The sequence below is a fragment of the Stenotrophomonas sp. YJH_SMC_16 genome, from assembly GCF_059367875.1.
In genome coordinates this window covers 1-21211 of the sequence record NZ_JCAFRH010000003.1, presented here as the reverse complement: position 1 = coordinate 21211, position 21211 = coordinate 1, and the positions used below count along the sequence as shown (strand labels likewise).

Genomic DNA, 21211 nt, shown 5'->3' with positions numbered 1-21211 from the left:
CACGGCGGGTAAAGGGATCAACGGATCGGCGGTTTCGGGCCGATTTCGTTCGGGTCCGCCTGGTTGGCCACCACGTCGATCACCTTCTGCTTCTCGAAGTAGACGGTGAACTGCGGGTACACCCAGCGGTTGATGGTCGGCCACTGCCGCTTCTGCCCGCCACGTGGCTGCAGCTGCTCGCTGGGCGCGCCGAACTGCGCCTGCACCTGCTGCATGCTCTGGCCGCGCACGGGCAGGGCACCGGCCGGCTTCTCGCGGGCGCGGTCGACAAGCAGGGTATCGGCCAGTGCCGGTGTGGCGGCGGCCAGGGTGGCCATCACGGTCAGGGCGGACAGGTAACGCTTCATCTCGATCTACTCCCCAGTGGTCAAGAAAGGCGATTACAGCAAAAACGGCAGGAAAAAGCCGCATAAACAAAAAACCGCCCGAAGGCGGTTTCTTGCATCGGGTCGGCCCCGCGTAGGGCCAGCCGCAGCCGGAAGGCTGTGAGGCTTAGCGCTGACGCGCCTTGAAACGCGGGTTCGACTTGCAGATGACGAAGATCTTGCCACGACGACGCACGACCTTGCAGTCACGGTGACGGGCCTTCGCCGACTTCAGGGAGGACAGGACTTTCATGGCATACCTCGGCGTAAACAGTAGTTGTTCGGGTGGAGCGTGGCCGCGATATGCGAAAGACAATCGGCAGTTGACGCTCGTTCAAGCCCGCCATTCTACCGGGCTTTTCCTCGTGGTTTCAAGTGGTTGCACAAAAGATCCCGCTGGGGGTGTCTGGCAGGGGCTAGAATGACCCCTTCACACGCTCTGGGAACCCCATGAATCCACTCGCTCCCGTCCTGACCATCGACGGCCCTTCCGGGGCCGGCAAGGGTACCATCAGCCGCATCATCGCGCGCCGGATGGGCTGGCATTACCTGGATTCGGGCGCGCTGTACCGGGCAGTGGGCGTGGCCGCGAGCTGGGCCGACATTGATACGTCCGATGCCTCGGCACTGGTGCGCTGCACCTTCGACACCCATGTTCAGTTTGTTGAACAGGGCGAGTCGATGCGGGTCATGGTCAACGGCACCGATGCCACCGACGAGCTGCGCCTGGAGACCACTGGCGCCCTGGCCTCGGCCATTGCCGCCATTCCGGAGGTCCGCGCGGCCCTGAAGGAGCGCCAGCGCGCATTCAGGGAGCTGCCCGGCCTGGTTGCCGATGGCCGCGACATGGGTACGGTGATCTTCAAGGACGCCCCCTATAAGGTCTTCCTGACCGCCAGTGCCGAGGAGCGCGCCGAGCGCCGGCATAAGCAGTTGAAAGACAAGGGGGTTTCTGTTAACTTTGATGACCTCCTGCGCGAGATCATGGCCCGCGACGCCCGTGATGCTCAGCGTACCGTGGCGCCCCTGAAGCCGGCAGACGATGCTGTCCTCATCGACACCACAGGCATCGGCATCGCAGATGTCGTTGCCAGAGTGATGGATCTGCTTCCGGTTCCGGCTGCCTGATCCGTTCGCGCGGGAGCACTGCCAGCAGCATCGGCGGTGGTCGCGCATAACAGTGCTGTACCAGCTCCGTCGCGCAATGATGCGTGGCGGTTTTCCTACTACACACGACCTGCGTTTCCGGGGTCGACCAACAGGCGGGCGGTCGCCATTCCCCTGAAGGGGACGCCACCGACCCATGTGTCCAACAGAGTAAATCTAATGACCGAATCATTTGCCGAACTGTTTGAAGCCAGCCAGGCCAACCTGGCCAAGCTGAAGCCGGGCGCCATCGTCAGCGGTACCGTTGTTGAAGTCCGCGGCGATGTCGTGGTGATCAACGCTGGCCTGAAGTCCGAAGGCATCGTGCCGATCGAACAGTTCCGTAACGACGCTGGCGAAATCGACGTCGCCGAAGGCGACATCGTCAAGGTCGCCCTCGACTCGATCGAGAACGGCTTCGGCGAAACCGTCCTGTCGCGCGAGAAGGCCAAGCGCGCGATGGTGTGGGACGAGCTGGAAGAAGCGTTGGAAAAGAACGAAACCATCACCGGCCGCATCAGCGGCAAGGTCAAGGGTGGTTTCACCGTGGACATCAAGGATGTCCGCGCCTTCCTGCCGGGTTCCCTGGTCGATGTGCGCCCGGTGCGCGATCCGGCCTACCTGGAAGGCAAGGAACTCGAGTTCAAGCTCATCAAGCTGGACCGCAAGCGTAACAACGTCGTGGTCTCGCGCCGCGCTGTCGTCGAAAGCGAGCACTCGGAAGAGCGCGAGCAGCTGATGGACAAGCTGCAGGAAGGCGCGATCCTGAAGGGTGTCGTCAAGAACCTGACCGACTACGGCGCGTTCGTGGACCTGGGCGGTATCGACGGCCTGCTGCACATCACGGACATGGCGTGGAAGCGCGTGCGTCACCCGTCGGAAGTCGTGAACGTCGGCGACGAGCTGGACGTCCGCGTGCTGAAGTTCGACCGCGAGCGCAACCGCGTTTCGCTGGGCCTGAAGCAGCTGGGCGAGGATCCGTGGGACAACATCGGCCGTCGTTACCCGGCCAACAGCCGCGTCTTCGGCAAGGTCTCCAACGTCACCGATTACGGTGCGTTCGTTGAGATCGAGCCGGGCGTCGAAGGCCTGGTGCACGTCTCCGAGATGGATTGGACCAACAAGAACGTCAACCCGTCCAAGGTTGTCCAGGTGGGTGATGAAGTCGAAGTGATGGTGCTGGACGTCGATGAAGAGCGTCGCCGTATCTCGCTGGGCATGAAGCAGGTTGCCGCCAATCCGTGGGAAACCTTCGCTGCCACCCACAAGAAGGGTGACAAGGTGTCGGGCCAGATCAAGTCGATCACCGACTTCGGCATCTTCATCGGCCTGGACGGCGGCATCGACGGCCTGGTCCACCTGTCCGACATCAGCTGGAACACCACCGGCGAAGACGTCGTTCGCAACTTCAAGAAGGGCGATACCCTGGACGCCGTCGTCCTGGCTGTCGATCCGGAGCGCGAGCGCATCTCCCTGGGCGTGAAGCAGCTGGAGCAGGATCCGTTCGGCCAGTACATGGCTGCCAATCCGAAGGGCTCCAAGGTCGAAGGCGTGGTGAAGGAAGTCGACGCCAAGGGCGCGATCATCGAGCTGGCTGACGGCATCGAAGGTTACGTCTCGGCCCGCGACATCGCCAACGAGCGCGTTGACGACGCCACCCAGCACCTGAAGGTCGGCGACAAGGTCGAAGCCAAGTTCGTGGGCATGGACCGCAAGGGCCGTACCCTGCAGCTGTCGATCAAGGCCAAGGACGACGCTGAAATGCGCGAAGTGCTGGAGGAATACCAGTCCTCTTCGGCTTCCAGCGGCACCACCCAGCTGGGCGCGCTGCTGCGTGCACAGCTGAACGGCAACAAGTCCGAGTAATCGGCCTTACGCTGTTCGTTGTTTCCTGGACGGCCCGGGCATTGCCCGGGCCGTTTCAGGCTGGGATACCCCTGATGTGAGCCGGTAATGACCAAATCCGAACTGATCGAAATCCTTGCGCGCCGCCAGGCGCACCTGAAGGCCGATGATGTCGATCTGGCGGTGAAGTCGTTGCTGGAAATGATGGGCGGATCGCTGTCCGCCGGGGATCGCATCGAAATCCGTGGTTTTGGCAGCTTCTCGCTGCACTATCGTCCGCCGCGCCTGGGTCGCAACCCGAAGACCGGCGAATCGGTTGCCCTGCCGGGCAAGCACGTCCCCCATTTCAAGCCGGGCAAGGAACTGCGCGAGCGGGTCAGCAGTGTGCTGCCGCTGGACGCCGATCCGGCCTGAGCCTCCCGTCGCGCCACCGCGTGCGAATCCAGCCGCGAGTCGGATAAGCTACGGACTCCTGCCACTGGAGCTGTCGCATGAAGGTTTTTCGTCTGCTGGTCCTGCTGGCGGTATTGATCCTTGGATTGATCATCGGTGCGGTCAACATGACCGCGATGTCGATCAACCTGCTGTTTACCCAACTGCACACCTCGGTGGGCGTGGCCCTGATCGCCGCGCTGCTGGTGGGTGTCATCGTCGGCGCTGGCCTGGTGCTGGTGAGCGTGGTCATTCCGCTCTACAGCCAGTTGCGCCGCGCCAACAAGTCCGCTGTCGCCACGCCGGCACCGGTTGCTTCCCCCCAATCTTTTGATGGACGCTGATCGAAGATGGATTTCGTCACCGAGTGGTTCTGGTTCTTCCTGTTCGTTCCGCTGGCCGCACTGGCCGGGTGGGTGATCGGACGGCGTGGTGGTCAACGCCACGGTGACAGCCAGGTCAGCCGCCTGTCGAGCACCTATTTCCGTGGCCTGAACTACCTGCTCAACGAGCAGCCGGACAAGGCCATCGAGCTGTTCCTGCACATCGCCGAGCTGGACAAGGAAACCTTCGAGACCCAGGTCGCGCTGGGCCATCTGTTCCGTCGCCGCGGCGAAGTCGACCGCGCCATCCGCCTGCACCAGGGCCTGGTCAACCGCCACGACCTCAGCGATGCGCAACGCGTGCAGGCGCTGCTGGCGCTGGGCGAGGACTACATGAAGTCCGGCCTGCTGGACCGCGCCGAAACCGTGTTCACCGAACTGGCCCAGCTGGACCAGCGTGCCCCGCAGGCACTCAAGCACCTGATCGGCATCTACCAGGCCGAGCGCGACTGGGAAAAGGCGATCGACAACGCCACCCGTTTCGAGGATGTCACCGGCGAGCCGATGGGCAAGCTGATCGGGCAGTTCGAATGCGAACTGGCCGAACGCTTCCGCGGTGCCGGCAAGCTGGAAGAGGCGAGGGCAGCGATTGCCCGGGCCTACCAGGCCGATGCGATGTCGGTCCGTGCCGGCATCATTGAAGGCCGCCTGGAAACCGATGCCGGCAATCCGGAAGCGGCCGTGCGCGCCTTCGAGCGCGCGGCGCGCAACGATCCGGAGTACCTGCCGGAGCTGCTGCCGGCGCTGATGCAGAACTACCGCAAGGTGGGCGATCTGGCCGGCGCGCGCGCCTTCCTGTCGGAGATGACCGAGCATTACCGTGGCATTGCCCCGGTGCTGGCGCTGACCCGTCTGATGGAAGAGCAGGAGGGCGTGGCCCCGGCCCGTGCCTACCTGGGCCGCCAGCTCAAGGATCGCCCGTCGGTGCGTGGCGAGTCCGCGCTGATCGACCTGACACTGGCTGAAGGTGCCGATTCCACGGCGACCCTGCACGACCTCAAGCACATCACCGACCAGTTGCTGGTGCGCAATCCGGCCTATCGCTGCACCCGTTGTGGTTTCGGTGCGCGCACCCACCACTGGCAGTGCCCGAGCTGCAAGGAGTGGGGTACGGTCAAGCCGCTGCTGAACTACGCGGTGCTCTGATCCATGCCGTGGTTCGTGATGGGCGCGCTGCTGGGTCTGGCCCTGCTGAGTGCGGCACTGACCTGGGCAGCGCGGGGCTACGCGCTGCGCCGGCAACTGTTTGACCAGCCGGGCGAACGCCGCAGTCATAGCGTGGCGACCCCGCGTGGCGGCGGCATCGCCATCGTCATCAGCCTGCTGGTGACCGCCGGTGTTGCCATGTGGGCCTGGCCCGAAGCGCGTCCGAGCCTGCTGGTCGCCAGCCTTGGCCTGGCGCTGGTGGCGGGTATCGGCTGGTGGGACGATCACCGGCCGCTTCCGGCCATGCGCCGCCTGATGGTGCACTTCATCGCCGCCGCGCTGCTGGCCGCGCTGGTCAAGGTCCATGGCGGCAGCTGGCTGCTGGCCGTACTGGTCCTGCTGTTCACCGCTTCGCTGATCAACATCTGGAATTTCATGGATGGGATCAACGGCATCGCCGCCAGCCAGGCCATCGTGGTCGCGCTGGGACTGGCGCCGCTGCTGCCTTGGCCGTACTCGCTGGCGGCGGTCGCGTTGGGGCTGGCCTGCCTTGGCTTCCTGCCGTTCAACTTCCCGCGGGCCCGGATCTTCATGGGCGATGTCGGAAGTGGCGCGCTGGGCTACGCGGTGGCGGCAGTGCTGGCACTGGCCAGCGTAAAGACCGACATCCACTGGATCCTGCTGCTGGTGTCGGCATCGCCCTTCCTTGTGGACGCGGGCTTCACACTGCTGGCGCGCATCATTTCAGGACAACGCTGGATGGAACCCCATACCCAGCACGTTTACCAGCGCGCGGTGCAGGCAGGAGCCAGTCACGCCCAGGTAACAGGGATGTACTTTGCTTTGGGCCTGTTCAGTATTACAGTGCTTAATGTCTGCTCCAATTTGCAGCCGAGGTGGGAGGCTGCCGTGGCGATCGCGTGGTTCACCGCGCTGAGCGTCCTCTGGCTCCTCCTGCGCAATGGATTGCGCCACCCAAAAGGAAATACCTGACTTATGGCTTCACCCTGGCGGGACAGAATCCTCGGCCTGATGCCGCGTTCGGCCATCGTCTGCCATGACCTGTTCATGGTCTGGGCGTGCTGGCAGCTGCTCCACGCGGGGCGGTACTCGATCCTGGCCAACGCCCCCGAGCTCCCACTCTGGAACGTCGACACCACGCTGGTGCTGCTGCTGCAGGGCATGGTGTTCTGGCGCGTCGGCCTCTATCGCGGCCTGTGGCGGTTCGCCAGCGTCAGCGACCTGCTGAACATCTTCAAGGCCAGCTTCATCGGCATGGTCGCCATCGTGCTGGTGCTGATGTGGAAGCGCTTCGACGGCGTGCCGATGTCGGTGCTGGTGATCTATCCGTTCGCGCTGTCGGCGCTGCTGGGCGCGCCGCGCCTGCTGTACCGGGCCTGGAAGGACTATCAGGCGCTGCAGTCGGACTCGTCCGCGCGTCGCGTGCTGATCCTGGGTGCCGGCCAGGCCGCCGAGACCCTGGTCCGTGACCTGCGCCGTTCGGGCAATTTCGAGCCGGTCGGCCTGCTGGACGACGCGCCGCACCTGCGCGGTGCCAAGCTGCAGGGCCTGCCGATCCTCGGCACCCTGGACGATGCGCCGACAGTGGTCCGCGAGACCGCGGCCAAGCTGCTGGTGATCGCCATTCCGTCGCTGGACGCTGCGGGCATGCAGCGCATCGTCGCCATCTGCGAAAGCACCGGCGTGCCGTTCCGCACCGTGCCCAAGCTCAGCGATATCCTGCAGGGCCAGTCGCTGCCGGGGCAGTTGAAGGAAGTGGCGATCGAGGACCTGCTCGGCCGTAAGCCGATCATGCCGGACTGGAACCTGATCCGTGGCTGGTTGGGCGGGCGTACGGTGATGGTCACCGGCGCCGGTGGTTCGATCGGCTCCGAGCTGTGCCGCCAGTGCGCGCGTCACGGCGCCGGCCGCATCATCCTGCTCGAGATCAGCGAGCTGCTGCTGCTGACAATCGAGGGCGAGCTGCGGCGCAGCTTCCCGGATGTCGAGGTCGAAGCGGTGCTGGGCGACTGCGGTGACCCGGCGGTGATCCGCCACGCCCTGTCGCTGCACCCCGTCGACACCGCCTTCCATGCCGCCGCCTACAAGCATGTGCCGGTGCTGGAGCGGCAGCTGCGCGAAGCGGTGCGCAACAACATCCTGGCCACCGAGAACGTGGCCCGCGCCTGCCTGGAGGCACGCGTGGAGCATTTCGTGTTCATCTCCACCGACAAGGCGGTCGACCCGGTCAATGCGCTGGGCGCCAGCAAGCGCTATGCGGAGATGATCTGCCAGAGCCTGGACCAGAAGTCCACGCATACCCGTTTCGTCACGGTGCGCTTCGGCAACGTGCTGGCCTCTGCAGGCAGCGTGGTGCCGTTGTTCCGCGAACAGATCCTGCGTGGCGGGCCGGTGACCGTCACCGATCCGGAGGTCAGTCGCTACTTCATGACCATCCCGGAGGCCTGCCAGCTGATCCTGCAGGCGGCCGCTTCGGCGTCGCACGGTGCGATCTATACGCTCGACATGGGCGAGCCGGTGCCGATCCGCGTGCTGGCCGAGCAGATGATCCGCCTGGCCGGCAAGCAGCCGTACAAGGACATTCCGATCATCTACACCGGGCTGCGTCCGGGCGAGAAGCTGCACGAGACGCTGTTCTATTCGGACGAGGACTACCGTTCCACCGCGCACCCGAAGATTCTCGAGGCCGGTGTACGCACGTTCTCGCGTGATCTGGTGCTGGGCAATGTTCCACGCCTGCGCGATGCCGTGGCTGGTTACGACACCACCAGCATCCAGGAGATCCTGTTCGCGACGATGCCGGAGTTTTCTCCTATCGAACAGGATGCTTACATTTCATCCGCTAAAGTCGTGCCTTTTCCGGCACGTGAGGCCAACAGGCACCAATGAGCAAGCGAATTCGCAAGGCAGTTTTTCCAGTGGCAGGGCTCGGGACGCGCTTTTTGCCGGCAACCAAGACGGTTCCGAAGGAAATGTTGCCGATCATTGATCGTCCGCTGATCCAGTACGCGGTCGATGAGGCGATCGAAGCGGGCTGTGACACGCTGGTGTTCATTACCAACCGCTACAAGCACGCGGTCGCCGACTACTTCGACAAGGCCTACGAGCTGGAGCAGAAGCTCGAGCGCGCCGGCAAACAGGAACAGCTGGAGATGATCCGCCACGTGCTGCCCAACGGCGTGCGTGCGATCTTCGTGACCCAGGCCGAGGCCCTGGGCCTGGGCCATGCGGTGCTGTGCGCCAAGGCCGTGATCGGCGACGAGCCGTTCGCGGTGCTGCTGCCGGATGACCTGATCTGGAACCGCGGCGACGGCGCACTGAAGCAGATGGCCGACCTCAACGAGGCCAGTGGTGCAAGCGTGATCGCCGTTGAAGACGTGCCGCACGACAAGACTGCCAGCTACGGCATCGTGGCCACTGACGCGTTCGACGGCCGCAAGGGTCGCATTTCGCAGATTGTGGAGAAGCCGAAGCCGGAGGACGCGCCGAGCGACCTGGCGGTGGTCGGCCGCTATGTGCTGAGCCCGAAGATCTTCGAGCTGCTGGAGCAGACCGGCAGCGGTGCCGGTGGCGAGATCCAGCTGACCGACGCGATCGCGCAGCTGCTGAAGACCGAAGAGGTTGATGCCTATCGTTTCGAGGGCACCCGCTTCGACTGCGGCACGCATCTGGGGCTGGTGGAGGCGACGATCCGCTTTGCGCTGGACAACCCGAAGCTGGCCGGGCCGGCGCGGGAGAAACTGACGGCGATGTTGGCGGAATAAGGTTTATCAAGCGTTCCGTGCAGCGCCTTGATTGATACGTGATGGGCGGGACGGGTGGGCTGTTGCAGGACACGCCGTAAACCCGTCCATGGGGGCTCGATGGCGCCATCCATGGCGCCAACGGTCCTGCAACGGCCCACCCGTCCCGCCTGGCAGGTTTCCTGCGGGCGCGGACGGGAAGGGCGGAATCAAAGGCAGAAGCACAATCAAAAAAGGCAGCCTCTGGCTGCCTTTTTTGATTGTTGGGGTCAGATCCCTTTGCGCAGCAAAGGGCTCTGACCCCGGCCTTTGACCCTGCCTTTGCTCACCCCTCCGCCGCGCGGAATGTTGGGTGGCGCGGGTGGGTGAGGCTGACCGGGACTGTCAGCGGCATGGGCCAGGCGCATGCGCCTGGCGGGTTGGGCAGGACGCCCAACCCCGGCCTTGCTGCGTGCGCAGGATTGCGCACGCTAGCAAGCCGCTGCCAAGCCCCCAGGGACGGGTTTACGGCGTGTCCCGGGCAGCCTCACCCACCCGGGCCCCACAGCCAACCAACAATCAGCCGGCAACGCTTTGAACCTTACAGCGCTTCGAAAATACCCGCCGCGCCCATGCCGGTGCCGATGCACATCGTCACCATGCCGTACTTCTGCTGGCGACGACGCAGGCCGTGCAGCAGGGTTGCGGTACGGATCGCGCCGGTTGCACCCAGCGGGTGGCCCAGGGCGATCGCGCCGCCCAGCGGGTTGACCTTGCTCGGGTCCAGGCCGCAATCGCGGATCACGGCCAGCGACTGCGCGGCGAACGCTTCGTTCAGTTCAATCCAGTCCAGCTGGTCCTGGGTCAGGCCCGCCTGCTTCAGTGCCTTCGGGATCGCGGCGATCGGGCCGATGCCCATCACTTCCGGGCGCACGCCGGCCACCGAGAAGCTGACAAAACGGGCCAGCGGGGTCAGGCCGTAATCCTTGATCGCCTGCTCCGAGGCCAGCAGCACGGCACCGGCGCCATCGCTCATCTGCGAGGAGTTGCCGGCGGTGACGGTGCCGCCGAACTGGCCGTTGCGGAACACCGGGCGCAGCTTGGCCAGGCCTTCGGCGGAGGAGTCCGGGCGCGGGCCTTCGTCGGTGTCGGCGATCTTGTTGCGGGTGATGATGCGCTGGCCATCGGCCAGGTCCGGCAGGTGCGAGACGATCTCGTACGGGCTGATCTCGTCCTTGAACTCGCCGTTCTGGATCGCCGCCATGGCCTTCTGGTGCGAGGCGAGGGCGAAGGCGTCCTGGTCTTCGCGCGAGACCTTCCACTCTTCGGCCACCTTCTCGGCGGTGATGCCCATGCCGTAGGCGATGGCCACGTGGTCGTTGTCGAACACGCTCGGTGCCATGGCGATCTTGTTGCCCATCATCGGCACCATCGACATCGACTCGGTGCCACCGGCCAGCATCAGGTCGGCGTTGCCCAGGCGGATCGCGTCTGCAGCCTGCGCCACGGCCTGCAGGCCGGAGGAGCAGAAGCGGTTCACGGTCTGTGCGGCGATGGTGTTCGGCAGGCCGGCCAGCAGCACGCCGATGCGGGCGACGTTCATGCCCTGCTCGGCTTCCGGCATCGCGCAGCCGATGATCGCGTCATCGATGCGGTTGACGTCCACGCCCGGGGCCTGCGCGACGACGCTGCGCAGCACGTGCGCAAGCATGTCGTCGGGGCGGGTGTTGCGGAACATGCCCTTGGGCGCCTTGCCGACCGGAGTACGGGTGGCGGCGACGATGTAGGCGTCCTGGATTTGCTTGGTCATTGCAGTGATCTCTCGAAGTTTTTTGCCGGTGTGCCCACCAAGGTGGGCACCTACCAGAGGCGGAGGAGTACCCACCAAGGTGGGCACCCACCAAAAGCAGGGATGGCGATCAGTTACGCAGCGGCTTGCCGGTCTTCAGCATGTGCGCGATGCGGGCCTGGGTCTTTTCCTGCTGGGCCAGTTCGACGAAGTGCTTGCGCTCCAGGGTCAGCAGCCACTCTTCGTCCACCAGGGTGCCGCGGTCGACCTTGCCGCCGCACAGCACGGTGGCGATGCGCTCGGCGATCTCGTAGTCGTACGGGCTGATGAAGCGGCCTTCCAGCATGTTGACCAGCATCATCTTGAAGGTGGCGATACCCACGTCACCGGCCACCTGGATGCGGCGTGCCGGCAGCGGCGGACGGTAGCCCGCTTCGGCCAGGGCGCGCGCTTCGGCCTTGGCGATGTGCAGCGCTTCGTAGCTGTTGAACACCACCTTGTCGGTGCTGCGCAGCAGGCCCAGTTCCTTGGCGTTGACCGCGGAGTTGGACACCTTGGCCATCGCCACGGTCTCGAAGGTCTTCTTCAGTTCGGCGAACACATCACCGCCCGGGCCTGCGGCCTGCGAGGCGCGCACGGCCAGTTCCTTCAGGCCACCACCGGCCGGCAGCAGGCCGACGCCGGCCTCGACCAGGCCGATGTAGCTTTCCAGGAAGGCCACGGTCTTGGCGCTGTGCATCTGGAACTCGCAGCCACCACCCAGCGCCAGGCCACGCACGGCGGCAACCACCGGCACCAGCGAGTACTTGATGCGCTGGCTGGTGCGCTGGAAGTTGGCAACCATTTCTTCGAACTGGTCGACCTTGCCGGCCTGCAGCAGGCCCAGTGCACCGGCCAGATCGGCACCGGCAGAGAAGGGCTCCTTCTGCTGCCAGATCACCAGGCCCTGGAAGTCCTTCTCGGCGCGGCTGACGCATTCCTGCAGGCCGTCCAGCACCTGGTCGGACACGGTGTTCATCTTGGTCTTGAAGCTGACCACGGCGATGCCATCACCGTCGTGCCACATGCGCAGGCCGTCGTTCTCGAACACGGTCTCGCCCGGCCCGAACTTCTCGCCCAGCAGCGGATCGGGGAAGCGCTGGCGCTGGTACACCGGCAGCGACGAGCGCGGCAGCTTGGCATTGCGCGACGGGCTGTAGCTGCCTTCGGCGGCATGCACGCCGTCGCGGCCATCGAACACCCAGTCCGGCAGCGGGGCGTTGCTCATGCTCTTGCCGGCCACGATGTCATCGGCGATCCACTGTGCGACCTGCTTCCAGCCGGCGGCCTGCCAGGTTTCGAACGGGCCCAGCGACCAGCCGTAGCCCCAGCGGATGGCCAGGTCCACGTCGCGCGCGGTCTCGGCGATGTCGGCCAGGTGGTAGGCGCTGTAGTGGAACAGGTCGCGGAAGGTCGCCCACAGGAACTGCGCCTGCGGGTGCTGGCTTTCGCGCAGCTTGGCGAACTTCTCGGCCGGGTTCTTGATCTTCAGGATCTCGACCACTTCCGGCGCGGCAGCGCGATCGGCCGGGCGGTAGTCCTGCTTCTCCAGGTCCAGCACCACGATGTCCTTGCCGACCTTGCGGAAGATGCCGGCGCCGGTCTTCTGACCCAGCGCGCCCTTGGAAATCAGCGCGTCCAGCCACTTCGGCGACTTGAAGAACTCATGCCACGGATCATTCGGCAGGGTGTCGCCCATGGTCTTGATGACGTGCGCCATGGTGTCCAGGCCGACCACGTCGGAGGTGCGATAGGTCGCCGACTTCGGGCGACCGACCAGCGGGCCGGTCAGGCCGTCCACTTCATCGAAGCCCAGGCCGAACTGCTGGGTGTGGTGGATGGTGGACAGGATCGAGAACACGCCGATGCGGTTGCCGATGAAGTTCGGGGTGTCCTTGGCGTACACCACGCCCTTGCCCAGGGTGGTGACCAGGAAGGCTTCCAGGCCTTCCAGCACGGCGGCGTCGGTGGTGGTGGCCGGGATCAGCTCGGCCAGGTGCATGTAGCGCGGCGGGTTGAAGAAGTGCACGCCGCAGAAGCGGTGACGCAGCTGCTCGGGCAGCACGTCGGCCAGCTTGTTGATGCCCAGGCCCGAGGTGTTGGAGGCCAGCACCGCGTGGTCGGCCACGAACGGCGCGATCTTCTTGTACAGGTCCTGCTTCCAGTCCATGCGCTCGGCAATGGCCTCGATGATCAGGTCGCAGTCCTTCAGCTGCTCCAGGCCCGACTCATAGTTGGCCGGGGTGATGGCTTCGGCCAGCGACTTGCTGGCCAGCGGCGCCGGGCTCAGCTTGCCCAGGTTGGCGATCGCCTTCAGCACGATGCCGTCGGCCGGACCTTCCTTGGCAGGCAGGTCGAACAGCACGGTGTCGACGCCAGCGTTGGTGAGGTGGGCGGCGATCTGGGCACCCATGACGCCGGCACCCAGCACGGCGGCGCGGCGGACTAGCAGGGAATTGGACATGGTGTAGGGCCTTTGTTGGTCAGCAGTTACTGGGTGGAATCAAAGGGAAGCGGGCAGGGCGCTGGCGCGTGCGGCGGCGCGGAACCCGGCTTCGGCGAAATGGATCAGTTCGTGGGCGGCATGGGCACGATGCGCCGCTTCGGTGACACCGGCGGGACGCTTGATCAGCCCGAAGTCGGCCATGGCATAGGTGAGCGAGCCGGCCAGGAAGTCCAGGCGCCAGTACAGCTCTTCCTTGCTCAGGCCGGGCACGCACTCGCCGATGGCCTTGCCGAACGCACGCAGCACGTGGCCGTAGTGGTCAGACAGGAACTTGCGCAGGTTGTCGTTCTTCTCGGCATAGGCGCGGGCGATCACGCGCACGAAGGCGCCGCCGTTCTGGCGGTCCTGGGCCAGCGCCAGCGCCGGTTCGACGAAGGCGGCCAGCACCGGGCGCAGTTCACCGGGGTGTTCGCTGCGGGCCCGCTCCAGCTGTGCCAGGCGGGCACCGGTCATCTCGTCCATGCGGCGGCGGAAGACCTCGTTGACCAGGTTTTCCTTGGAACCGAAGTGGTAGTTGACCGCGGCGATGTTGACGTCGGCCTGGCTGGTCACCTGCCGCAGCGAGGTGCCGGCGAAGCCGTGCTGGGCGAACAGCTCCTCGGCCGCGCCGAGGATCCGGTCCTTGGTCGAGAAGTGGGCGGGCTTGGCCATCGATGGGCGGACCTTAATCAAACGATTGTTTGATACTAGAACCAGACGGTACCGTATGGCATTTTGCAGTGCAGCAAAATCGGCCGGCTCGGTCAGATTTTACTCAGGTGGGTGAATGGGTGGACCTGAACCTGTAGAGCCGAGCCCGCGCTCGGCTGCTCTTCGGCCAAGGGCCAGCCGAGCATGGGCTCGGCGCTACTACAGGGCCACACGGCCCTCTACCACCCGGCCACGTTATCTTTTACAATTCGCCTACGTTTATCAGGCTAAGCCCGCGTCCCGACGCGGGTTTTTTTCATGTTACCCTTCGGGCCATCAGCGGCCCGATTCCATTGGAGACATCCCATGGCGCTGGAGCGCACCCTTTCGATCATCAAGCCGGACGCCGTTGCCAAGAACGTCATCGGCGAAATCTACGCCCGCTTCGAGAAGGCCGGCCTGAAGGTCGTGGCCGCCAAGTACAAGCAGCTGTCGCGCCGTGAAGCCGAAGGCTTCTACGCCGTGCACCGCGAGCGTCCGTTCTTCAACGCGCTGGTCGAGTTCATGATCTCCGGCCCGGTGATGATCCAGGCCCTGGAAGGCGAGAACGCCGTCCTGGCCCACCGCGACCTGCTGGGCGCCACCAACCCGAAGGAAGCCGCTGCGGGCACCATCCGCGCCGACTTCGCCGAATCCATCGATGCCAACGCCGCCCACGGCTCGGACTCGGTCGAGAATGCCGCGATTGAAATCGCCTACTTCTTCGCCGCCACCGAAGTCGTCTCGCGCTGAGAGTAATGCCGTGAACGAGGTCGTACAGTCCCCCGCCATCCAGCCGCTGCCGAAGTCGGCACCCACGGCTGGCAAGCAGAACCTGCTCGACCTCGATCGCGCGGGCCTGGAGAAGTTTTTCGTCGAGGTTCTCGGCGAAAAGAAGTTCCGTGCCCACCAGGTGATGAAGTGGATCCACCATCGCTACGTCACCGACTTCGATGAAATGACCGACCTCGGCAAGGTCCTGCGTGCCAAGCTGCAGGCCCATGCCGAGGTACTGGTTCCCAACATCGTGTTCGACAAGCCCTCCGCCGACGGCACCCACAAGTGGCTGCTGGCGATGGGCGTGGATGGCAAGAACGCCATTGAGACCGTGTACATCCCGGACAAGACCCGCGGCACGCTGTGCGTGTCTTCGCAGGTCGGTTGCGGCCTGAACTGCACGTTCTGCTCCACCGCCACCCAGGGCTTCAACCGCAACCTGACCACCGCCGAGATCATCGGCCAGGTGTGGGTTGCCGCACGCCACCTGGGCAACGTGCCGCACCAGATGCGCCGCCTCACCAACGTGGTGATGATGGGCATGGGCGAGCCGCTGATGAATTTCGACAACGTCGTGCGCGCCATGAGCGTGATGCGCGACGACCTGGGCTACGGCCTGGCCAACAAGCGCGTGACCCTGTCGACCTCCGGCCTGGTGCCGCAGATCGACCGCCTGTCTGCCGAAAGCGACGTGTCGCTGGCGGTGTCGCTGCATGCGCCGAACGATGCGCTGCGCGAAACCCTGGTGCCGCTCAACAAGAAGTACCCGATCGCCGAGCTGATGGCCTCGTGCGCACGCTACCTGCGCGCCAACAAGCGCCGCGAATCGGTCACCTTCGAATACACCCTGATGAAGGGCATCAACGACAAGCCCGAACATGCCCGCGAGCTGGCCCGCCTGATGCGCCAGTTCGACAACGCGGTGCAGGCCAAGGATTCGGGCAAGGTCAACCTGATTCCGTTCAACCCGTTCCCGGGTACCCGCTACGAGCGTTCGGAAGAGGCGCACATCCGCGCCTTCCAGAAGATCCTGCTCGACAGCAACGTGCTGACCATGGTCCGCCGCACCCGTGGCGACGACATCGATGCCGCCTGTGGCCAGCTCAAGGGCCAGGTGATGGACCGCACCCGCCGCCAGGCGGAGTTCAACAAGACGCTGCAAGCGGGGAAGGGGAGCGATGCCGCGGCCTGACCGCCTCTGGCTGGTTCTGCTCGCAGGCGTGCTGGCCGTTGCGGTCGGTGGCTGCAAATCCCAACCCAAGGCCAGGCTGGGCCCCAGCGAAGCGCCGGTCTACTCGGTCCGCGATCCGGACAACGTGCGGCGTCAGGTGCGCCTGCAGGACCTGCTGGCACTGGCCGCCCGCGACATGCAGGTCGGCAACCTCGATGCGGCCGAACGCAAGGCGCGCGAGGCGCTGAAGCTGGCACCCGAATCGCCTGATGCGCTGGTGCTGATGGCCGGCATCGACGAGCGCCGTGGCCGTACCCAGCAGGCCGGCGAAAGCTTCCGCAGGGCTGCCGAACGGGCGCCGCAGCGCGGGGACGTCCTCAACAATTACGGCGCGTGGCTGTGCCAGCAGGGCCGGCCGGCCGAGTCGCTGGCCTGGTTCGATCGTGCGCTGCAGGCGCCGGGCTACGCCACACCGGCCGAGGCCCAGGCCAATGCCGGGGGCTGTGCCCTGGACGCTGGCCAGCTTGAACGTGCCGAGCGCGACCTGCGCGCGGCGCTGTCGACGCTGCCGGGAAACCCGGTCGCGCTGGAGGCGATGGCCCAGCTCAGCTTCCGCCAGGGCCGCTACATGGAGGCCCGGGCCTTCGCCGAACGTAGGATTGCGGCTGCACCCGCAACGCGTTCCGTGTTACAACTTGCGTCTGAAATCGAAGCGCGGCTGGGTGATCGGGCAGCATCTGATCGCTATATTCAGCGGATTCGACAGGAATTTCCGCAGGAAGCGGGCTCCTAACTCCAGGGTTGATGCATTGTGATTGATGACCAGACTGTGAGCGCTCTCGAGACTGCGGCCGGCTGCGGCAGCCGCCTGCGCCAGGCCCGCGAGGCGGCCGGACTGACCCTCGAAGATGTCGGCTCGCGCCTGCGCATGCCGGTCCAGGTGGTCAGGTCGCTGGAAGAAGAACAATGGCAGAAGCTTGGCGCGCCGGTGTTCGTGCGCGGCCAGCTGCGCAGCTACGCGCGGCTTCTGGATGTGGACGTGGGAGAGCTGCTGGAGCAGGCCCAGGTCGGCCCGGTGGTTCCGCCCACCCTGGTCAGCCATACCCATACCCCGCGTGCGCGCCGCATTGCCGAGAATCTCGGCCGTCGCGTGCTGTATGTCGGCATCACCGCGGTGCTGGCGGTGCCGGTGTGGTTCGCCACCCGTGGCCATTTCGATGGCAGTGCCACCCCGTCGCCGAATACCGCCTCGCTGGATGCCATCCCGGCCGCCGTGCCGGTAACCCCGTCCGCTGCGGGTGTCGAGCCCTCGGCGCCGGCTGAAGTGGCGAGCGCCCCGGCCAGCAAGCCGGCCGCCACCCCGTACGTGGCCTCGCTGGCCCCGGTGCCGCGTTCAGCCCCGGCGCCAGCGGCTGCCGCCAACACGCTGGACATGCAGTTCAGCGGCGACAGCTGGGTCGATATCGGCGGCCCGGACGGCGCTACCGTCGAGAAGGCGCTGATCAAGTCCGGCGAAAGCCGCAGCTTCACACCGGGCCAGGTGACCCGGGTGACCCTGGGCAACGCCTCGGCGGTCCAGGTTCAGCAGAACGGCGCTATCGTCGATCTGACCCCCTACCAGCGAGCCAACGTGGCACGCTTTCAGGTATCCTCTGAAGGCTCCGTAGTCCCGGTTTCGCACTGAGGCGCGGTTTCACCACCTTCGATTAATCCCAATGGTCCCTCCCGATGGGCGGGGCGAGAGTACGCATGGCGATCGACGATCTGCTCGACGAGCACGAACAAAGTGAACGCGTCCGCAGCTGGCTGCGGAAGAATGGCGCCAGCATCCTCGGTGGCGTAGTCATCGCCATCGGTGCCATTGCCGGCTGGCAGTGGTACCAGAAGGATCAGGGCGGCAAGCTGGCCTCGGCCAATGTCGAGTACCAGAAGGCGCTCGTTGGCCTGCAGCAGAACAAGCTCGACGACGCCTCCAAGGCGGTCAAGGCGCTCGAAGCCGGCCCGTCCAGCATCTATGGCGACCTCGCGGCGCTGCAGCTGGCCAAGGCCCAGGTCGACGCCGGCAAGAACGAAGAAGCCCTGGCCACCCTGCGCGGCGTGAAGGTCGAAGGTGACCTGCAGCGCGTGGTCGACCAGCGTGTGGCCCGCCTGCTGGTGGCCACCGGCAAGAGTGACGAGGCGATCAAGCTGCTGGGCAGCGCCACTGACAGCAGCAGCCTGGAAATCCATGGCGACGCGCTGATGGCGCAGGGCAAGCGCGATGACGCCCGGAGCCAGTACGAGAAAGCGCTGAAGTCGCTGGACGTGGCAGCGCCGCAGCGGCGCCTGCTGGAAACCAAGGTTATGGACGCCGGCGGCACCGTTGCCGCCCCTGCGGAGTCGGTTTGATGAGTCAGAAGGTCATGATCACCCGCGTCGCCACCGTGCTCCTGATGGGCATGGCCCTGAGCGGCTGCAGCACCGTGAAGGGCTGGTTCGCCGGCAAGGACGCGGCCGCGAAGAAGGCACAGGAACCGGCTGAGCTGGTCAAGTTCGAGCCGACCCTGAAGGTCAACAAGGCCTGGTCGGTCAACCTCGGCAAGGGCGAGCGCCGCATCGGCGTGCGGCAGGGCCCGGCGGTGGCCAACGGCCACGTGTTCGCTGCGGCGCTCACCGGTGGCGTGCACGCCATCGACCTGCAGACCGGCAAGAAGGTCTGGACCTGGGAGCCGAAGAAGGAAAAGAAGAAGGCCAAGCTGCGCCTGTCCGGCGGCCCGGGGGTCGGTGAGAACCTGGTCGTGATCGGCACGCTGGATGGCCAGGTCATCGCCCTGGACATCAACGACGGCAGCGAGAAGTGGCGCGCCCGTGTTCCGGGTGAAGTCATCGCCGCGCCGGCCATCGCCCAGGGCGCGGTCTACGTGCGCAGCAATGACGGCCGCATCACCGCGTTCGATGCCGGCAACGGCACCCAGAAGTGGTTCAACCCGAGCGAGCTGCCGGCACTGACCGTGCGTGGCAACGCGCCGGTGGTGACCGGCCCGGGCGTGCTGTTCATCGGCAAGGACGAGGGCGCGGTTGCCGCCCTGGCCCAGCAGGATGGCCGCACGCTGTGGGAACAGAACGTGGGCAACGGTGAAGGCCGTACCGAGCTGGAGCGCATGGCCGATGTCGACGGCGCGCCGGTGCTGGATGGCAACACCCTGTTCGTGAGCAGCTTCAAGAACCAGACGATGGCCATCGAAGGCCCGACCGGTCGCCCGCTGTGGGCGCGCGACCATGGCGGTGCCGGTGGTGTGGCGGTCTCGTCTGGCAATGTGTTCGTCACCGACAACAAGGGCGGCGTGTTCGGCCTGGACAAGGCCAGCGGCGCAGCGATGTGGTCGCAGACCGCACTGGCCCGTCGCTCGCTGACCGGTCCGGCACTGCACGGCGACTACGTCGTGGTCGGCGACTACAAGGGATACGTGCACTGGTTGCAGACCTCCGATGGTGCGATGGCGGCACGGGCGAAAAGTGGCGGCGACGCGCTGCTGGCCCAGCCGGTCGTCGTAGACGGGGTGCTGCTAGTGCAGAACGTTGATGGCAAGCTGACCGCCTTCCGGTTGGCAAATTAAAAATTGGAGTAATCGCGATGCTGCCTTTGGTCGCCCTGGTTGGACGGCCGAATGTCGGCAAGTCGACTATTTTCAATGCGCTTACGCGCACCCGTGACGCGCTGGTCCATGACCAGCCCGGCGTCACCCGCGACCGCAACTACGGCGTCTGCCGCCTCGACGAGGACAACCATTTCCTCGTCGTGGATACCGGCGGTATCGCGGAAGAGGAAGAGGGTCTGGCAGGGGCTACCACCCGCCAGGCCCGCGCCGCTGCGGCGGAAGCCGACCTGATCCTGTTCGTGGTTGACGCCCGTGAGGGTACGTCGGCGATGGACGACGAGATCCTGGCCTGGCTGCGCAAGCTGTCGCGCCCGACGCTGCTTCTGATCAACAAGATCGACGGCACCGACGAGGACACCGTGCGTTCGGAGTTCGCCCGTTACGGTTTCGGCGAGATGCTGACCGTGTCGGCTGCGCACCGCCAGGGCCTGGACGACCTGCTGGACGAAGTGGTCCAGCGCCTGCCGGAAGAAGGCAGCGGCGAAGAGCTGGACAACGATCCGAACCGCATCCGCATCGCCTTCGTCGGTCGCCCGAACGTGGGCAAGTCGACGCTGGTCAACCGCATTCTTGGCGAGGAGCGCATGATCGCCTCCGACGTGCCGGGCACCACCCGTGACTCGATCGCGGTGGACCTGGAGCGTGACGGCCGCGAATACCGCCTGATCGATACCGCCGGCCTGCGCCGTCGTTCGCGCGTGGACGAGGTCGTCGAGAAGTTCTCGGTGGTCAAGACCATGCAGTCGATCGAGCAGTGCCAGGTGGCCGTACTGATGCTGGACGCCACCGAAGGTGTGACCGACCAGGATGCCACCGTGCTCGGCGCCGTGCTCGATGCCGGCCGCGCGCTGGTGATCGCCATCAACAAGTGGGACGGCCTGACCGAGTACCAGCGCGAGCAGGCGGAAACCATGCTGTCGCTGAAGCTGGGCTTCGTGCCGTGGGCTGAATCGGTGCGCATCTCGGCCAAGCACGGCTCGGGCCTGCGTGAGCTGTTCCGTGCGGTGCACCGCGCGCACGAATCGGCGAACAAGACCTTCACCACCAGCGAAGTGAACAAGGCGCTGGAAGTGGCTTACGAGACCAACCCGCCGCCGACCATCCGCGGCCACGTCTCCAAGCTGCGCTACGTGCACCCGGCCGGCTCCAATCCGCCGACCTTCATCGTGCACGGCACCCGCCTGAAGGAGCTGCAGGAATCCTACAAGCGCTACCTGGAGAACTTCTTCCGCAAGCGTTTCAAGCTGATCGGTACGCCGGTGAGCTTCATCTTCCGCGAGGGTACCAACCCGTACGAGGGCAAGAAGAACGTCCTCACCGAGCGGCAGGTCAAGGCCAAGCGGCGCTTGATGAAGCACGTCAAGGGCAAGTGATTCACGGGGAGGCGGCCGCAGGGCCGCCTTTTTCGTTGCGCCGAACCGGTCTGTAGAGCCGAGATCCTATGTTCGCGGTCAAGCCTGCTGGAAGCAGGCTTGACCCACTTTCAGCATGGCGGGGTCAAAGTCCCGCCCGCTTTTGAAGACCCCCCAGGCGATCCTGGCCAGCTTTCTGGCCAGGATGTT

20 protein-coding genes and 1 pseudogene are annotated in these 21211 nt (G+C 65.5%); 15 read left to right on the top strand and 6 right to left on the bottom strand.

What is annotated here, in order from left to right:
• Positions 1 to 17: 17 nt before the first annotated feature.
• Positions 18 to 347 carry a hypothetical protein gene (locus tag AC5P6E_RS07640; RefSeq protein WP_019336279.1) on the bottom strand — a complete coding sequence of 110 codons (330 nt, stop codon included), beginning with the start codon at positions 345 to 347 and terminating at the stop codon, positions 18 to 20.
• Positions 348 to 492: 145 nt separating this feature from the next.
• Positions 493 to 618 carry a type B 50S ribosomal protein L36 gene (ykgO, locus tag AC5P6E_RS07635; protein WP_005409283.1) on the bottom strand — a complete coding sequence of 42 codons (126 nt, stop codon included), beginning with the start codon at positions 616 to 618 and terminating at the stop codon, positions 493 to 495.
• 197 nt (positions 619 to 815) lie between these two features.
• Here ykgO and cmk point away from each other — a divergent pair, with 197 nt between their 5' ends.
• From cmk to galU, 8 genes are all read left to right on the top strand, one after another.
• The gene (cmk, locus tag AC5P6E_RS07630; protein WP_010484566.1) at positions 816 to 1493 is read left to right on the top strand and encodes a (d)CMP kinase; all 678 of its coding nucleotides are present in this window, start codon (positions 816 to 818) and stop codon (positions 1491 to 1493) included.
• A 198-nt stretch (positions 1494 to 1691) separates the two neighbouring features.
• On the top strand, positions 1692 to 3377 hold the full coding sequence (gene rpsA / locus AC5P6E_RS07625) for a 30S ribosomal protein S1 (protein ID WP_005416230.1): 1686 nt from the start codon (positions 1692 to 1694) through the stop codon (positions 3375 to 3377).
• Positions 3378 to 3464: 87 nt separating this feature from the next.
• The gene (locus AC5P6E_RS07620) at positions 3465 to 3770 is read left to right on the top strand and encodes an integration host factor subunit beta (protein WP_005409286.1); all 306 of its coding nucleotides are present in this window, start codon (positions 3465 to 3467) and stop codon (positions 3768 to 3770) included.
• A gap of 77 nt (positions 3771 to 3847) precedes the next feature.
• On the top strand, positions 3848 to 4132 hold the full coding sequence (locus AC5P6E_RS07615; protein ID WP_010484569.1) for a LapA family protein: 285 nt from the start codon (positions 3848 to 3850) through the stop codon (positions 4130 to 4132).
• 6 nt (positions 4133 to 4138) lie between these two features.
• Positions 4139 to 5317, top strand: coding sequence for a lipopolysaccharide assembly protein LapB (gene lapB, locus AC5P6E_RS07610; protein WP_005416232.1), 1179 nt, complete (start codon positions 4139 to 4141; stop codon positions 5315 to 5317).
• Between the two features lie 3 nt (positions 5318 to 5320).
• The gene (locus AC5P6E_RS07605) at positions 5321 to 6310 is read left to right on the top strand and encodes an MraY family glycosyltransferase (RefSeq protein ID WP_010484573.1); all 990 of its coding nucleotides are present in this window, start codon (positions 5321 to 5323) and stop codon (positions 6308 to 6310) included.
• 3 nt (positions 6311 to 6313) lie between these two features.
• The gene (locus tag AC5P6E_RS07600; protein WP_043397011.1) at positions 6314 to 8227 is read left to right on the top strand and encodes a polysaccharide biosynthesis protein; all 1914 of its coding nucleotides are present in this window, start codon (positions 6314 to 6316) and stop codon (positions 8225 to 8227) included.
• Positions 8224 to 9102 (top strand): UTP--glucose-1-phosphate uridylyltransferase GalU, encoded by an 879-nt coding sequence (gene galU, locus AC5P6E_RS07595; protein WP_019336276.1) that lies wholly within the window; start codon positions 8224 to 8226, stop codon positions 9100 to 9102. Before AC5P6E_RS07600 ends, galU begins: the two co-directional genes overlap by 4 nt.
• A gap of 559 nt (positions 9103 to 9661) precedes the next feature.
• Here the strand turns inward: galU and AC5P6E_RS07590 are convergent.
• From AC5P6E_RS07590 to AC5P6E_RS07580, 3 genes are all read right to left on the bottom strand, one after another.
• Complete coding sequence (locus tag AC5P6E_RS07590; protein ID WP_005409292.1) at positions 9662 to 10870, bottom strand: acetyl-CoA C-acyltransferase; 1209 nt, start codon at positions 10868 to 10870, stop codon at positions 9662 to 9664.
• A gap of 109 nt (positions 10871 to 10979) precedes the next feature.
• Positions 10980 to 13352, bottom strand: a complete 2373-nt coding sequence (locus AC5P6E_RS07585; protein ID WP_495230811.1) for a 3-hydroxyacyl-CoA dehydrogenase/enoyl-CoA hydratase family protein — start codon at positions 13350 to 13352, stop codon at positions 10980 to 10982.
• A 39-nt stretch (positions 13353 to 13391) separates the two neighbouring features.
• Positions 13392 to 14045 (bottom strand): TetR/AcrR family transcriptional regulator, encoded by a 654-nt coding sequence (locus AC5P6E_RS07580; RefSeq protein WP_049453251.1) that lies wholly within the window; start codon positions 14043 to 14045, stop codon positions 13392 to 13394.
• Between the two features lie 345 nt (positions 14046 to 14390).
• Between AC5P6E_RS07580 and ndk the strand changes: the two genes are divergently transcribed.
• The 7 genes from ndk to der all read left to right on the top strand — a co-directional run bounded on the left by ndk (position 14391) and on the right by der (position 21022).
• Complete coding sequence (ndk, locus tag AC5P6E_RS07575; protein WP_008265389.1) at positions 14391 to 14816, top strand: nucleoside-diphosphate kinase; 426 nt, start codon at positions 14391 to 14393, stop codon at positions 14814 to 14816.
• Positions 14817 to 14826: 10 nt separating this feature from the next.
• Positions 14827 to 16032 (top strand): dual-specificity RNA methyltransferase RlmN, encoded by a 1206-nt coding sequence (gene rlmN / locus AC5P6E_RS07570; protein ID WP_005409296.1) that lies wholly within the window; start codon positions 14827 to 14829, stop codon positions 16030 to 16032.
• Positions 16019 to 16804 carry a type IV pilus biogenesis/stability protein PilW gene (gene pilW, locus AC5P6E_RS07565; RefSeq protein WP_483724507.1) on the top strand — a complete coding sequence of 262 codons (786 nt, stop codon included), beginning with the start codon at positions 16019 to 16021 and terminating at the stop codon, positions 16802 to 16804. The genes rlmN and pilW overlap by 14 nt, the downstream gene beginning before the upstream one ends.
• A gap of 18 nt (positions 16805 to 16822) precedes the next feature.
• Entirely contained in the window at positions 16823 to 17695 is an 873-nt protein-coding gene (locus AC5P6E_RS07560) for a RodZ domain-containing protein (protein ID WP_019338408.1), read from the top strand.
• Positions 17696 to 17760: 65 nt separating this feature from the next.
• Entirely contained in the window at positions 17761 to 18399 is a 639-nt protein-coding gene (locus AC5P6E_RS07555; protein WP_010484590.1) for a YfgM family protein, read from the top strand.
• The gene (gene bamB / locus AC5P6E_RS07550; protein WP_010484593.1) at positions 18399 to 19607 is read left to right on the top strand and encodes an outer membrane protein assembly factor BamB; all 1209 of its coding nucleotides are present in this window, start codon (positions 18399 to 18401) and stop codon (positions 19605 to 19607) included. The genes AC5P6E_RS07555 and bamB overlap by 1 nt, the downstream gene beginning before the upstream one ends.
• 17 nt (positions 19608 to 19624) lie before the next feature.
• Complete coding sequence (der, locus tag AC5P6E_RS07545) at positions 19625 to 21022, top strand: ribosome biogenesis GTPase Der (RefSeq protein ID WP_010484595.1); 1398 nt, start codon at positions 19625 to 19627, stop codon at positions 21020 to 21022.
• A 78-nt stretch (positions 21023 to 21100) separates the two neighbouring features.
• Here the strand turns inward: der and AC5P6E_RS07540 are convergent.
• Positions 21101 to 21211 (bottom strand): annotated as a pseudogene (locus tag AC5P6E_RS07540) (IS110 family transposase); the annotation flags it as partial.

Excerpts from the sequence above, each read along its gene's own strand:
- der (WP_010484595.1), top strand. The coding sequence starts at position 19,625 with ATGCTGCCTTTGGTCGCCCTGGTTGGACGGCCGAATGTCGGCAAGTCG.
- AC5P6E_RS07620 (WP_005409286.1), top strand. The coding sequence starts at position 3,465 with ATGACCAAATCCGAACTGATCGAAATCCTTGCGCGCCGCCAGGCGCAC.
- ykgO (WP_005409283.1), bottom strand. The coding sequence starts at position 618 with ATGAAAGTCCTGTCCTCCCTGAAGTCGGCGAAGGCCCGTCACCGTGAC.
- rpsA (WP_005416230.1), top strand. The coding sequence starts at position 1,692 with ATGACCGAATCATTTGCCGAACTGTTTGAAGCCAGCCAGGCCAACCTG.
- lapB (WP_005416232.1), top strand. The coding sequence starts at position 4,139 with ATGGATTTCGTCACCGAGTGGTTCTGGTTCTTCCTGTTCGTTCCGCTG.
- pilW (WP_483724507.1), top strand. The coding sequence starts at position 16,019 with ATGCCGCGGCCTGACCGCCTCTGGCTGGTTCTGCTCGCAGGCGTGCTG.
- AC5P6E_RS07615 (WP_010484569.1), top strand. The coding sequence starts at position 3,848 with ATGAAGGTTTTTCGTCTGCTGGTCCTGCTGGCGGTATTGATCCTTGGA.
- AC5P6E_RS07640 (WP_019336279.1), bottom strand. The coding sequence starts at position 347 with ATGAAGCGTTACCTGTCCGCCCTGACCGTGATGGCCACCCTGGCCGCC.
- AC5P6E_RS07555 (WP_010484590.1), top strand. The coding sequence starts at position 17,761 with ATGGCGATCGACGATCTGCTCGACGAGCACGAACAAAGTGAACGCGTC.
- bamB (WP_010484593.1), top strand. The coding sequence starts at position 18,399 with ATGAGTCAGAAGGTCATGATCACCCGCGTCGCCACCGTGCTCCTGATG.
- AC5P6E_RS07590 (WP_005409292.1), bottom strand. The coding sequence starts at position 10,870 with ATGACCAAGCAAATCCAGGACGCCTACATCGTCGCCGCCACCCGTACT.
- ndk (WP_008265389.1), top strand. The coding sequence starts at position 14,391 with ATGGCGCTGGAGCGCACCCTTTCGATCATCAAGCCGGACGCCGTTGCC.
- galU (WP_019336276.1), top strand. The coding sequence starts at position 8,224 with ATGAGCAAGCGAATTCGCAAGGCAGTTTTTCCAGTGGCAGGGCTCGGG.
- AC5P6E_RS07605 (WP_010484573.1), top strand. The coding sequence starts at position 5,321 with ATGCCGTGGTTCGTGATGGGCGCGCTGCTGGGTCTGGCCCTGCTGAGT.
- AC5P6E_RS07580 (WP_049453251.1), bottom strand. The coding sequence starts at position 14,045 with ATGGCCAAGCCCGCCCACTTCTCGACCAAGGACCGGATCCTCGGCGCG.
- AC5P6E_RS07585 (WP_495230811.1), bottom strand. The coding sequence starts at position 13,352 with ATGTCCAATTCCCTGCTAGTCCGCCGCGCCGCCGTGCTGGGTGCCGGC.
- cmk (WP_010484566.1), top strand. The coding sequence starts at position 816 with ATGAATCCACTCGCTCCCGTCCTGACCATCGACGGCCCTTCCGGGGCC.
- AC5P6E_RS07600 (WP_043397011.1), top strand. The coding sequence starts at position 6,314 with ATGGCTTCACCCTGGCGGGACAGAATCCTCGGCCTGATGCCGCGTTCG.